This window comes from Streptomyces nanshensis (assembly GCF_001751255.1).
In the GTDB taxonomy this organism is placed as follows: Bacteria; Actinomycetota; Actinomycetes; order Streptomycetales; family Streptomycetaceae; genus Streptomyces; species Streptomyces nanshensis_A.
Map to the genome: position 1 here is coordinate 1 of NZ_LJGW01000726.1, position 13,891 is coordinate 13,891.

Below are 13,891 nucleotides of genomic sequence, written 5' to 3' on the forward strand. Positions count from 1 at the left end.
GTCGCCGGGCGCCCAGTCGACGGTCAGCAACTCGCCGAGCCGGGGCGCGAGTCCGGTCGTCTCGGTCACCGCGCGGTGGGCGGCGTCGTGGAGCGACTCCCCCGCGGCCGGTTCGGCGGCGGGCAGCGCCCACGGCTCCTCCGTGCCCGTGCCCGTACCGATGCCGGTGCCGGTGCCGGTGCCGGTGCCGGTCGGGGCGCCGGCCGAAGTGCCGCTCGCCGTACGGGTTCTGGCCAGCAGGACACCGCCGTCCCCGGTGGTCACGAGCGCCGCGGCCCGCACCGAGGTGACGGCGGACGGCCCCGACGCGGCACGGGAGTCGCTCCCGGCATCGCCGTGGTCGGTTGTGGCTGTCACATTGCACTCCTGCGAAGCTTCGTCACGTCCGGGCCCGGGGTCCGGCGTGTGTGTCACGGTCGGGCCGGCGCACCGAGAGCGGCGGCGACCACCAGGTCCGTCGCCGCGCCGAGCCCGTGCATGTTCTGGGTGAGCGCGAGGAAAGGCACCTCGGCGACGAGACGCTCGACCAGCCGCTGCCGCCGTCCGGCGTCGGTCTCCGGGAACCACTCGGCGAGGAACGGGTCGTACTTCGTGCCCTGCCACTCGATGTGCTCCTGGAGAGCCGCACCGGCCTCCTCGGGCGTGAGCGGCTCGATGCGCGGCTCCTGCGTCGCCCCGTCGAACTTCGGCAGGACGACGGCGTCGACCGTGCCGCGCGGACTGAGCGAACAGCCGGTGGCGCGGGCGAGTTCGGCGCAGCGGACCCAGAGGGAGCCGGGCAGTTCGGTGCCGGAGTCGGTGGTGAGCGTCTCCAGCGTGCGGTGTCTGCCCCGGTAGCCGTTGGTCGGATGGGCGCAGTCGCGCAGCAGTTCCTTCATGCCGGGCGCGGTCTCGGCGAGGGCGAGCAGCGAGTCCGTCCGTATGTTGACGGTGCGCGGCGTGCCGTACCCGACGAGGCCGCCGGCCGACTCGGTGAGCGCGACGTCGTCGTTGGAGACGAAGTCGGCCTTCGCGTGCAGCAGCGAGCTGAGGATGCTGGAGGTCTTGCCCGAGCGCTTCCCTCCGGTGAAGACGATGCCCGCGCCCTGCGCGGAGACCAGTCCGCCGTGCAGCAGCAGATCGCCCCGTGCGTACGCCTGCCAGCGCAGCAAGTGCCGTACGGAGCGCAGCAGTTGCTGGCTCTGCCAGGCGGTGGGAACGGGGTCGCCCACGACGGCGACGCTGCGCCGCGTACGGTCGGCCCACACGACCCTGTCGGGCTCGTACTCGGAGGAGTTCACGACGCGTTCCCAGCCGTCGCCCTCCGGCGGCTCGGACGTGAAGAGGACCGAGGGCAGCTCCTCGTACGTTTCCTCGTGCGTCGTCTCCGCCGCGGTGGTGGTGATGTACGGCGCCGCCAGCCGGTCGAGTTCGCCGACGACGGCACGGGGGGCGCGCAGACGCACCGCCACGGTGTCCATCGAGGCGATGACGTGGACGTCTTCGGTCATCGTTGCTGCGTCTCCCAGTACCGGTCGCGGAAGATCTCGGACTTTCGCGGGCCGCGTGAGCCCTGGTACTTGCCCGAGTAGAGGGTGATCTCGCCCTTGGGTTTCCAGAACGTCATCTGGCCCAGGCGCATGTGCGGATAGACCCGCAGGCCCAGCGTGGAGAAGAGCTGGAAGGTGACGGTCCCGATCGACCCGATGTCGATGAGGTCGGCGGTGACGTGGACGAAGAGACCGGCTCTCGCCGTGCTCGACTTCGCGTGCACCATCGGGACGAACTCCGTGCTGCCCACGATCTCCCGTGAGGAGCCGAGGCAGAAGCTCATCGGCTCCAGGAAGAGCCCGTCCTCCGGGATCTTCTCCTCCACGACCTCCGGTTCGACCCGGGGATCGATGACGGGGTCGCGGTAGCGCAGGATCGTGTCGTCGAGGGTGAGATCGATGCTGTTGGGATTGATGAGTTCGGGATCGAACGGCTTCGCTGTGATGGCGCCCAGCTCGATCTGCCGCTCGATTTCGTGGCCGCTGAGAATCAACGCAACTCTCGAATCTGTGAGGGTGCCGGGATGCCCGCGTGCAGTTTGGACGGCGCCGGACGGTCGTGCTGCCCGTACCACCCCTCGTAGGCGAGGGGATCGCCCGTCACCTCCCAGAAGGAGACCTGGCCGAGGATCTGTCCCGGGTAGACGTAGATGTCCATCACGGGAAGCAGTTCCAGCGTCCAGCGGTGCACCGCCCCGCAGTGGCCGAGGTCGGCGGAGAGCTGGACGAACAGACCCAGCCTGCCGATCGAGCTGCGGCCGATGAGGGAGGTGACGTAGCGCGTGCTGCCGATCCGCTCCAGGGTGTGGCCCAGATAGAACTCGCCCTTGCGCAGCAGGAAGCGTCCGTCGACCGGGGTGAGCGCCTCACGGGACCCGCCCGGGCCGTTCCTGCGCTCGCCCCTGACGCGGTGGATCTCGGAACCGAGGCGGTAGTTGTAGCTGTTCGGATTGACCCGGGACTCGTCGAAGGGGTCGATGACGATGTCGCCGCTCTGCACGGCCTGGCCGATGGCGGAACCCGTGAGGATCATCGTGCCTCCGGGTTCATGAGGCCGGTCGCGATCAGGCTCCGCAGATCGTGGTCGAGAGTGACCGGGGAGCCCCAGTTCCGCCACGTCGGGAACGCTTCGGGCTCGCGGACCGCGTAGAACGACATGATCCCGAGCAGGGCCGAGACCTCGAAGTGCGGGACCATGGCGAGGTCGTCGGCGCAGATGCCGCCCTTCACCGCGTCCAGCAGCAGGTCGTGTGCCTCGTGGTGGCGCAGATGGGCGCCGATCGCCCCCACGGCGTGCGCCGGCGTGGACCGTCCCACGATGGGCACGTTGAGCACCACGAGGCGCCCGTCGGGGGTGAGGACGAAGTTCTTCAGGTTGGCGTCGATGGGGACGCCCCCGTACGACGCCGGACGGGCCCGCAGCGCGGCGGCGAACCCGCCCTCCAGCCAGCCGTCCACGGCCTCCGCCACGGACGTGCCCTCGTAGAAGGGACGCACGCGGCCCCAGTAGCGCCGCGCGTAGTGCGTCACGAACTCCACGTGGGTGCCGAAGGAGGGGGCCTCGCGCTTGTAGAGGCCGAAGTCCCCGTGCATGCCGGGCAGTTCGCGGCACGCCTCGACGAAGCGGCACAGGAACGCCACCAGCTCCTCGGCCGGCAGCCTGTCCGGCTCCTCGGCGACGACCGTCGCCAGGTTCTCGCCCTCGACGTACTCGGAGAAGACGGCGTCGTAGGCGTCGCCCCGCTCCTGCTCGCACACCCGGAAGATCCTCTGCACCGGGAGGTGCACGGAGAGCGCGTCGTTGACGTCGGCGAGGTAGGAGAGCGGAATGTCGCTGTCCGTCACGTGCTTCGCGATGATCGGGCCGCTCTCCGTCTTCACGGAGTACACGACGTTGTTGGACCCGCTGAGCTCGCTGATGTCCGCGCCGGGATACTGCTCAGCAAGGAAGGACTCGAACGTGCTCATTCCGTCACCCATCACCCAGGTTCGCTTCCGGCCAGAATTGCTTCAGCGCGACTGATCGACAGCCGCCCACTTCGTACCGACGTACTTGTGCGGCAGCATCTGGGACAGGGACTCCGAGCGCAGCTCGTCCTCGCCGCCCAGAACCACCTGCAGGTCCTGCCCGTAGTCCAGGAGCAGTTCCCTGCACAGACCGCACGGCGGGACCAGCTTGATCTCCCGCGCTGCCTCGGACGGCTTCGGGTGACGCACCGACAGGACGTACCGCAGATCCGTCGCGCCCGCCTCACGGGCCTTGCCGAGCGCGACGGCCTCCGCGCAGACCGACGCACGGCCGACCATCGCCTCCAGGTGGATCCCGCTGAACACCCGCCCGTCGGCGGCCAGCAGGCTGGCGGCGATCTGGTGCCGGTTCTCGGCGTAGCGGCCCCGGATGACGCCCCGGGTGTGCTCCAGGAGCGAGCGGAGTGCGCGCCGCGCGTCGTCGGACCTCTCCGCGGCGTCCGACTGCGCCCCGGGCGCGGTCAGTTCGGCCACGACGTCCGCGACGCGCTTCCTCAGTGCGGCGATGTCCGACGAGTTGTCGATCTCGAAGTCCACCGCCATGGAGGCTCCGCCCTGCTCCGTGGGATGGTCGTCGCTGCCCGCTGTCCTGTCGCCCCGTACCGCCTTGCGCTGACGACGTTCGGATTCCGGCGCGGTGACGCGCACCGCCCGGAATCCCTGCTTCAGCACCCCGTCGAAGTCGGCCGGCCTGGCGTCGTCGCAGACGAGGACGTCGGCTCCGGCGAGCACCGCGCGGTCGCAGCGCTCACCGAAGTCCGTCAGCAGGAAGTCGGGAGACGTCCTGCGGAAGTGCGTACCCAGGAAATTGAGCAGCGCTCCGTCCTGCTGCCCCTCGGCCAGTTCCGACCCCGCACGCGCGTGGAAATACTGCTGTACGTCGTACAGCGGTGCGCCGATCTTGACCACGTCCATGCCACGGCCGGATTCCGCGAGGATTTCGCGGAGCAGCCCTGCGGTGGTCGACTTCCCGGCTCCGGGAAGCCCGAACAGCGCGATGCGCAGCGGGGGGTGAGAAGCGATCGTCATGTGGGGCCCTCACTCACGAGCAGACGAATACCGAGTTTTGCTTGCTGAGCTCGAAGTAGCCGACTTCGGCGATGCGTTCGCTGACCTTCTCCTCGACCCAGGCGTGCAGCTCGTCGAAGGCGGACTGGGGAATGTCGTCCCCGGCCTTGGCCTTGGCGCCGCAGTAGCGGTGCCCCGTGCCGTAGAAGTACATGAAGGGGTCGGGGGTCTCGAAGCGGAGCGCGTCGACGTACGGACGCTCCTCGACCTCGCCGAAGTGCTTGGAGAGCGTGGCCTCGGCGTTGTCCAGGACCATCTTGCCGCGGCGTCCGCGGGGCAGCCGGTCGATGAACTCGGCGGGGAAGCCCACCTTCTCCATGCCCTCGAAGTGGAGCTGGTACATCTCCGGCATCGAGCCGCGGGCCTCGATCGAGACGATGGCGTGGCCCTTGTCGGCGGTCACCCGGCGTATCTCGGAGCAGACGAGGTCGGGGTCCTCGATGTAGTGGAAGATGAAGTTGGCCATGACCCGGTCGAACTCGCCGTCGGCGAAGCGCGAGAGGTCCTCGGCGCGGCCCTCGGCGAACTCCAGCGGCGCCCACGAGAGGTTGGCGTTGCGCTGGGCCAGCTCCAGCATGGCGGGCGAGATGTCGAGGGCGACCGTACGGCCGCCGGCGCGGATCTTGCTGACCACGTCGCGGAGGATGAAGCCGTTGCCGCAGCCCAGGTCGAGGACCGTCTCACGGCCGGTCAGGTCCAGGCAGTCGAGAATGTGGTCGACGAGCGGCTTCCGGTTCTTGCGGTACAGATTGTGCGTCATCTGCTGCGTGGCCAGAGCCGTGTTGTTGCCGAAGTGGTCCCGGATGTAGTCCAGGCCGAACTGGAACATCTGTGCCGCGGCCGTGTTTTCCGTCTGCTGAGTCATTCATCCCTCATCGCGAATCCAACGAGCTGTGGGCGGTGTGCAACGCAGGGGTTACCGGAGTGCGAGGTCGCCGTATCAGCCGTAGCCCGGAATCGGGATTTCGCAGCAACCTTGCATAATCCCGTCCCCCGCCTCTTCCACCGAGAGTCTCTGCCCTCGACCGTGACGCTAGCAGCACCCGACCGATTACCAATATTTTTTCAACATGCGCCGAACGGACGGGAATCCACGGTGTTTCCCGAACAAGCGCGAGCACATGAAAAAGCCTGTGCCGCGGCGGCGGCACAGGCACGGAACAACAGAACTCGCGGGTAACTCCGCGGGAAATCAGTCGGGGCCCGCAGAGGTCTCCTTCTCCATCTCCCCTGCGAGGCGCAGCCATTGTTCGGCGCAGTCGCGTGCGCCCTGCGCGACGGTGGCGCGGCAGTGTTCGGGAATGCAGTCCATCAACCACCGCCTCTTCTCCTCGTCGTCGAGAAGATGGCACCGCATCAGGTGCAGCAGCGCGCGTCCGGCGTCCGTGCGCATCGAGGGGTCCCGCAGCAGACTGTTGAACGCGGACTGGGGGACGGCGCGGTGGATGCGGACCACGGAACCGGGTTCGCGCTGCACCGCCGCGGCCGCGGTCGCAGTCGCAGTCGCAGCCGCGGACGCAGTCGCAGCCGCCGTCGCCGCGGACGCCGCCGGCACGGTCGCGGTGGCCCCCGCCGTGGCGCCGGCCTCGGAGGTCCTGGCCGCTCCGCCGCGCAGCCGGGGCGGCAGCGGGTCCTTGCCCTGCCGCATCCGGTCGCGGACGTCCTTGGCGGTGGCGACGCTTATACCGGCGGTCTTGGCTATCTCCCGCAGCGTGCTCCGGGGGTTCGCCGTGATGACCTCGCTGGCCCGGATGCGGCCCTCGGCCGCGTCCATGGGACGGGTCCTGCCGTCCTTGCCCACCCGGGCGTTCAACGGTTCGATGTGGTCAGTTGAACGTTCCCGTATGGCGCCCACGGTGCTCGGCGCGAGCGCGGCCAGTTCGGCCACGTGCCGGTCGGACCAGTGCGGATGCGAGACGAGGATCCGGGCCGCGGCGGCGACGCGGTCCGCGCGGCTGAGGGGGCGTCCGTGCACGGCGTTGACGCCCACGGCGACGGCGAACAGATCCTGCGGACGCTCGTCCAGGAACTGCACCTGGACGTACTCCTCGCCCCGCAGTTCCAGCGCGCGCAGGCGGTGCATCCCGTCGATGACCCGCATCGTCGCCAGGTCCACCAGCAGCGGCGGCAGCGGTGCCGCGCTCTCCGCGAGCTGCCGCACGTACTGGCTGTTCTCGCCCTCCAGCCGGGGCGAGTCGGAGGGGCGCAGTGCCGCAACGGGGACCACCGCGGGTGCGGGGGCCTCGCCGCCCGGCGTGCTGTGCAGACGGACGAGCCGGGAGACCGCCGCGTACTCGGATCTGCCGTCCTCGCCGTCCTCGCCGTCGCCGCCGTCGGCCGAGCCGCCGTCGTCGGACTCCTCGATGCGGAAGGGCGCCCAGCGCACGGACCCCGTCGGCCTGCCCGCGGCGCCGGCCGCGTCACGGCCGCCCTCGTACGCCGAGGTCACGGGCGTCAGCACACGCTCCCGTGCGGGCACCCGGCCCGTGTACCTCGTGTGCGAGAGGTGATCGCCGCTCAGTGACGTCACTTCATATCCCCCTTCATGAAGCGGTCGCCCACTCACCCACGGCGCTGAAGACGCGTACAGGAGATGAAGTCGAGCGAAACGTGGACCATCAAACCCAACAGGTTCTGGACGGTCAACCGAGTCCAGGAGCGGAATCTGAAATTCCGTCAGGAGGTTATATTCGTCATCGGTGCCGTCCGACGTGATCACCGGGCGCGCCCCGAGACGCCGCGGACGACGCGACGCACAGAGGACCTGGAAGGTTGCCCCGACTACTGTCCCAATGCGTTAAGTTGACGATTCGACTTCCCGAACCGCAGCCCGCGGCACGGCGCTTGCCCCTCGGCGGAACATCCGGGTAGCGTCCGACCCCGGATGCCGCTCGGGAATGTGTGCCCGAACTCCCCGAAGCGCTTCTCCGGAGACGTTCACCGAATCAATCTCCAGCTCTCCCCCGGGTAATTACCTCCGGCGCGTACACCACGCCCACGCGGCGTATGGCTTCACTTTTCGCTATGGAATTCCGAGGTAAGGGCTGCCATGTCCCGTTGTTATGCAGAAACCCGCGTAGAACTGCGAAGAGACCCGCTCCTGACCGCCGCCGCGCTGGCCGCTTCCGGACTGCACGGCGAATATCTCGTCCATGAAGGCCCGTCGGAGTGGTCGTACGGCGGCGGCGCTCTCGCCACGCTCACGCTCGACCGCGAGGGCGCACGGCTGAGCCACGACGGCGGCGACGGCGACGGGACGTTCCTGCCGTGGGACGGCCCGCCCCTGGACTCGGTGCGCGCCCTCCTCGCCCGCGTCCCCGTGGAGGGCTGGCGCGCCTACGGATGGGCCGCCTTCGAGCTGTCCTACGCCACGGGCGGCGCACGGGAGCACCTGGGCGCCGAGCGGCTGCTGCATCTCGTCGTCCCGCGGACGGAGATACGGTTCACCGCCACCGCGGCGACGGTGCGCGCGGCGGACGAAGCGGGACTCGCGGCAGCCGTCGAGGCGCTCAATTCCCCCGCGCCGCCGCTGCGTTCGGCCCGTCCGCTGCCGCCGGGCGCACTCGGCGCCGGACGCGCCGAGTACACGGCCGCCGTGGAGGCGACGGTGCGCGACATCGCGGACGGCCAGCTCCAGAAGAGCATCCTCTCCCGGGCCGTCGACGTCCCCGGCGACATCGACCTGATCGGTACGTACGTGCTCGGGCGGCGCGCCAACACCCCCGCCCGCTCCTTCCTGTTGGACCTCGGCGGCATCGAGGCCGCGGGCTTCAGCCCCGAGACCGTCGTCGAAGTGACGGGCGACGGACTGGTGACCAGCCAGCCGCTCGCCGGCACCCGCGCGCTCACCGACGACCCGGGCCGCAACGGCGCGCTGCGCGAGGAGTTGCTGACCTGCCCCAAGGAGGTCCACGAGCACGCGGTGTCGGTCAAGGCGGGCGTCGACGAGTTGGCAGACGTGTGCGAGCCCGGGTCCGTCGCGGTGAGCGAGTTCATGGCCGTACGCGAACGCGGCAGCGTGCAGCACCTCGCGTCCCGGGTGACGGGGCGGCTGTCCGGACCGTACGGACCCTGGGACGCGTTCGGCGCGGTCTTCCCCGCCGTCACGGCGTCCGGCATCCCCAAGTCGGCGGCGTACGAGGCCATTCGGCGCCACGAGCCGGGACGGCGCGGCCTCTACAGCGGCGCCGTCCTCGTCGCCGACCACAGCGGCGCGCTGGACGCGGCGCTCGTCCTGCGGTCGGTGTTCCGCGCCGCCGGACGCACGTGGCTGCGCGCGGGCGCCGGCGTCGTCTCGCAGTCGAGCGCGGACCGGGAGTTCGAGGAGACCGCGGAGAAGCTCCGGAGCGTCTCGGGCTTCCTCGTCCCCTCGGCGGCGGCGCAGGACCCCGCGGGCCCGCCGCTCGCCGGGAGCCTGGCGCGCTGAGCAGACCTGATCGGGCGGGGCCCCGCGACGGCGGAGGGCAGCGGTGACTTCGGAGGGCAGCGGTATGGAGATCAGCGAGTTCGTGGCCGAACTGCGGTCCCACGGCGTGGAGTTGTACGAGGAGGGGGCACGGCTGCGCTACCGCGCGCCCAAGGGCGTGCTGACCCCCGAACGGCTGGAGCGGCTGCGCGACGCGAAGGACGAGGTCCTCGCGTACCTGGGAGAGCAGCAGCACGGGGCGGCCCTCGTCCCCGACCCCGGGGGGCGGCACGAGGTCTTCCCGCTGACCGATGTGCAGTCCGCCTATCTCCTCGGCCGCACGGACGCGTTCGCCTACGGGGGCGTCGCCTGCCACGGCTATCTGGAGCTGGCGCTGCCGCGCGAGTGGGACACGGCCCGTATCGAGACCGCCTGGAACGCGCTGATCGCCCGCCACGACATGCTGCGCTGCGTCGTGCTGCCCGAGGGCCACCAGCGGGTGCTGCCGGAGGTGCCGCACTACCGCGTGCGCCACGAGGACGTACGGGACTCCGGGCCCGGGGCCGAGGCGGCCCTGCTGCGGGATCTGCGGGAGCGGATGTCGCACCAGGTGCGGCCCACCGACCGCTGGCCGCTCTTCGAGGTCCGCACCACCAGGACCGACGAGACGCTGCTGCTGCATCTCGCGGTCGATCTGCTGATCTGCGACTACGGCAGCATCCGGATGCTGCTGGGGCAACTGCGCGAACTGTGCGCCGGCACGGGCCCGTTGGACGCCGGGGAGGCGCCCGGTGTGACGTTCCGGGACTATGTGCTGGCCCTGCGCCGCGCCCGTGAGTCGGGCGGCCACGCACGGGACCGCGCGTACTGGTGGGACCGCATCGACACGCTGCCGCCCGCGCCCGACCTTCCCGTCCGCAGCACGGCGGAGAACGCGCCGCCGCGCTTCACCCGGCACGGGATGCGGCTGACCGCGGAGCAGAAGGCGGCGCTGAGCCGGCACGCCGCCGAGGCGGGAGCGACCTCCTCCGGGGCGCTCCTCCAGGCGTTCGCCGAGACCGTCGGCCGGTGGAGCCGCAGCCCGCGCTTCACCCTCGGTCTGACCCTGGGCGGCCGGGTGCCCTTCCACCCCGAAGTGGCCGACCTGGTGGGCGACTTCAGCTCCGTCAGCCTGCTGGAGGTGGACCTCGCCGAGGGTGCGGGACTCGGCGAGCGGGCGGCGCACACCCAGGCGAGGCTGTGGCGGGACCTGGACCACCGGATGTGCTCCGGGGTCGAGGTGATGCGGGAGATCGCCCGCCGGCGCGGGCGCTCGGAGGCGCTGATGCCGGTGACCTTCACCAGCACGGTCGCCGAGAACGGCGGCGCCGCCGGGGCGGAGTCCGGGCTGATGCCCGGCGCACGGCTGACCTACGGGATCACGCAGACGCCGCAGGTGTGGGTGGACTGCCAGATCCTGGAGGACGAGGGGGAGTTGCTGGCGCACTGGGACGTGCGGGACGGGGTGTTCCCCGACGGCGTGGCCGAGGACATGTTCGCCTCCTTCGCCGATCTGGTCCGCCGGATGTGCGGGGCGCACGCGTGGGCGGAGGGGACGGACTCGCCGACCACAGCCGCGGAGGCCGGGGCCGGAACCGGGGCCGGAGCCGGGGCCGAGGAGACCGCCGAGAGCGGCGCCCGGCTCCCCTCCCACCAGCTCGCCCGGCTGCGCCGGAGCAACGACACCGCCGCGCGGCTCCCGTCCGGCCTGCTGCACGCCGAGGTCGTCGCCCAGGCCGCCCGTACGCCGCACCGGCCCGCGGTGATCGCCCCGGACCGCACCCTCGACTACGCCGAACTGCTCGGCCGTGCCCGTACGGTGGCCGCGCGGCTGACCGAGGACGGCTGCACTCCGGGCGAACGCGTCGCCGTCGTGACGGAGAAGGGCTGGAAGCAGATCGTCGCCGTGCTGGGGATCCTCCTGGCGGGCGGCACCTATCTGCCGGTGGACACCACGCAGCCGCCGCTGCGCAGAAACGCCGTGCTCTCCGACGCCTCCGTACGGCACGTGCTCACCCGGTCCTGGCCGGCACCCGAACTCGAACTGCCGCCCGGCGTACGGGGCTTGGCGGTCGGCGCCCTGGAACCGGCCGACGGCCCGGCGGACGCGGTGGCCGCAGCCGAAGCGCCCGGCACGGACCCCGGCGACGCCGCCTACGTCATCTACACCTCGGGTTCCACGGGCGCGCCCAAGGGCGTCGTCATCAGCCACGAGGCCGCCCGCAACACCGTGGAGGACATCGGCTCCCGCTTCCGCGTGGGCCCGGAGGACCGGGTGCTGGGGCTGGCCCAACTCGGCTTCGACCTCTCGGTCTACGACGTCTTCGGGCTGCTCTCGAAGGGCGGCGCGCTCGTGCTGCCCGACGCGGGGCGGCGCGCCGACCCCGCGCACTGGGCGGCGCTGATGGCCGAACACCGCGTCACCGTCTGGAACTCCGTACCGGCGCAGCTCCAGATGCTGGAGGAACATCTGCGCGCCGTCCCGGAGAGCGCCGCCGCTCTGCGGCCGCTGCGGCTGGCGATGCTCTCGGGCGACTGGATCCCGGTGTCCCTGCCGGACGCGTTCCGACGGCACGTCCCCGACGTCGAGTTGATCAGTCTCGGCGGTGCGACGGAGGCGTCGATCTGGTCGATCTTCCATCCGATCGGCACGGTCGACCCGGCCCTGCCGAGCATCCCGTACGGACATCCCCTGGCCAACCAGACCTTCCATGTGGTGGACGCGCTGATGCGGGACTGCCCCGAACACGTCGTCGGCGAGCTGTGCATCGGCGGCGCCGGGCTCGCGCTGGGCTATCTCGGCGACCCGGAGCGCACGGCCGAGCGCTTCGTCCACCACCCGCGCACGGGTGAACGCCTTTACCGCACGGGCGACTTGGGCCGCAGGACGGCGGACGGCACGATCGAGTTCCTGGGGCGTGCGGACCGGCAGGTCAAGCTCAGCGGCCATCGCGTGGAGCCCGCCGAGGTGGAGGCGGCCCTGCTGTCGCACCCCTCGGTCGACGCCGCGGCCGTCGTCGTCCACGGCGGACGTACGGACGGCGGAGCGGAGACGGGACGCGGCGGCGAGCTGGTGGCGTTCGCCGAACCGGGACGCGGGCCGGCCGACGGGCTGCCCCCGGATCTGACGGAACGCGCGGCGCGCGGCGCCGAAGCCGCCGTACACGGCACCGACCGCGACCTCGTACCGGAGATGGCGGAGTGCCTCGACACCTCGGCGCTCCAGGCGATGACTCAACTGCTCGCCGGCACCGGCCTGTTCGACGACGCGGACGCCGCCGCCGGCACCGAACGGATCGCCTCCGCGCTCGGCGCGACCCCCGGACACACCGCGCTGCTGCGGCGCTGGCTCACCGCGCTCGCCCGCCACGGACGCCTCACCACCGACCCGGACACGGGGCTGCACCGCGCCCTGGTGCCGGTCACCCCGGAGGAGCGCGCGAAGGTCGTGGACCGCATCGACGCGCTGGAGCCGCGGGTGCGCTGGGGCGCCGAGCTGATCCGCTTCCACCGCACATGCGAGGAGCATCTGGGCGCGCTGCTCCGCGGCGAGCTGGACGTACGCGAACTGCTCTTCCCCGAGGGCGGGTTGGACACCGCGTACGCCGCCTACCGGGACAGCCTCATCAGCCGGTACAACAACGCCGCGGCGGCCGAGGCGATCCGGTGCGTCGCCGCGGGGCTGAAGGACCGCGGACCGCTGCGAGTGCTGGAGGTGGGCGCGGGCACGGGCAGCACCACCTCGGCCGTGGTGCCCGCGCTGGAGGGCGTCGACGCCGACTATCTCTTCACGGACGTCTCCCACTTCTTCCTCGGCCCGGCCCGCGAGCGGTTCGCGGCGCTCCCGTGGATGCGCTTCGGCCTGTTCGACCTGAACAAGGAGCACCGGGCGCAGGGGCTGGTGCCCAACTCCTTCGACGTCGTCCTGATGGCCAACGTGCTGCACGACGCCGTCCGGGTCGACGAGGCGCTCGCCCGCGTCCGTGAACTGCTCGCGCCCGGCGGCTGGTTGGTGGTGATCGAAGCCACCCGCGAGGCGCCCTCGGTGATGGCCTCCATGGAGTTCAACGAGGGGCTCCGCGGGTTCGAGGACGCGCGGGCGGCGAGCGGCGACACCTTCTTCGGCCGTGCGGAGTGGCTGCGGCTGCTGCGCGAGGCGGGCGCCGAGCCCGCGCTGTGCCTGCCCGAACGGGACGATCCGCTCTCCGGCGCGGGCCAGCATGTCTTCGCCGCACGGCTGAAGGCCGAGCGTACGTACGTCACGCCCGGGGAGCTGCACGGCCATCTGGCGGCGCGGCTGCCCTCGTACATGGTGCCCGGCGAGCTCCAGATCGTGGACCGGCTGCCGCTGACCGCCAACGGCAAGGCCGACAGGGGGCAGTTGGACCGCTGGTCGGAAGCCTGGGTGCGCGGCCGTGGCGAACGCCTTCCCGACGCACCCGAGAGCGGGACCGAACGGCTCCTCGCCACGCTGTGGGCCCAGGTGCTGCCCGAGGGACCCATCGGCCGGGACGACAGCTTCTTCGACCTGGGCGGCGACTCCCTGCTGGCGACGCGGCTCGTCGGCCTGATACGGGACCGTGTCCCCGAGGCCGGCGGCCTGGGCTGGGACGACGTGCTCAGGGCCGTGATGAACCGGCCCACGGTCGGTCAACTCGCCGCGCATCTGGACGCGTTGGGGACGCGGGCGCGGGACGCCGCCGAAGAGCGGGGCCCGGCCGGGCAGGACGGCAGCGGTGCGGACGGCGACGGTACGGACGGCGACGGCAGGGGCGGCGCTCGTACGGACGGCTCCGCCGCCCGCGAGGCGGTGCACGGGGCG

The 13,891-nt window shown here is 71.4% G+C and carries 10 protein-coding genes; 2 read left to right on the forward strand and 8 right to left on the reverse strand.

Going from position 1 to position 13,891, the window contains the following annotated elements:
* The 8 genes from AN218_RS36265 to AN218_RS33510 all read right to left on the reverse strand — a co-directional run.
* Positions 1-357 (reverse strand): NUDIX hydrolase (locus AN218_RS36265; protein ID WP_420856050.1); only part of this gene is annotated, 357 nt, incomplete at its 3' end.
* Between the two features lie 53 nt (positions 358-410).
* On the reverse strand, positions 411-1,490 hold the full coding sequence (locus AN218_RS33480) for a hypothetical protein (protein ID WP_070020788.1): 1,080 nt from the start codon (positions 1,488-1,490) through the stop codon (positions 411-413).
* Positions 1,487-2,023, reverse strand: coding sequence for a dCTP deaminase (gene dcd, locus AN218_RS33485; RefSeq protein ID WP_070020789.1), 537 nt, complete (start codon positions 2,021-2,023; stop codon positions 1,487-1,489). Before dcd ends, AN218_RS33480 begins: the two co-directional genes overlap by 4 nt.
* Entirely contained in the window at positions 2,020-2,562 is a 543-nt protein-coding gene (locus AN218_RS33490) for a dCTP deaminase (protein WP_070020790.1), read from the reverse strand. The genes dcd and AN218_RS33490 overlap by 4 nt, the downstream gene beginning before the upstream one ends.
* Entirely contained in the window at positions 2,559-3,497 is a 939-nt protein-coding gene (locus AN218_RS33495; RefSeq protein ID WP_070020791.1) for a hypothetical protein, read from the reverse strand. The genes AN218_RS33490 and AN218_RS33495 overlap by 4 nt, the downstream gene beginning before the upstream one ends.
* A gap of 42 nt (positions 3,498-3,539) precedes the next feature.
* Positions 3,540-4,586 carry a cytidine deaminase gene (locus AN218_RS35065; RefSeq protein ID WP_079132876.1) on the reverse strand — a complete coding sequence of 349 codons (1,047 nt, stop codon included), beginning with the start codon at positions 4,584-4,586 and terminating at the stop codon, positions 3,540-3,542.
* A 13-nt stretch (positions 4,587-4,599) separates the two neighbouring features.
* Positions 4,600-5,490 (reverse strand): class I SAM-dependent methyltransferase, encoded by an 891-nt coding sequence (locus AN218_RS33505; RefSeq protein WP_070020792.1) that lies wholly within the window; start codon positions 5,488-5,490, stop codon positions 4,600-4,602.
* Between the two features lie 327 nt (positions 5,491-5,817).
* Positions 5,818-7,155, reverse strand: coding sequence for a ParB N-terminal domain-containing protein (locus AN218_RS33510; RefSeq protein WP_079132877.1), 1,338 nt, complete (start codon positions 7,153-7,155; stop codon positions 5,818-5,820).
* A 519-nt stretch (positions 7,156-7,674) separates the two neighbouring features.
* Here AN218_RS33510 and AN218_RS33515 point away from each other — a divergent pair.
* A complete protein-coding gene (locus AN218_RS33515; RefSeq protein WP_070020793.1) occupies positions 7,675-9,051 on the forward strand; it encodes a salicylate synthase in 1,377 nt (458 codons plus the stop codon).
* 43 nt (positions 9,052-9,094) lie between these two features.
* On the forward strand, positions 9,095-13,891 hold a 4,797-nt coding region (locus AN218_RS33520; RefSeq protein ID WP_244900913.1), incomplete at its 3' end, for a non-ribosomal peptide synthetase.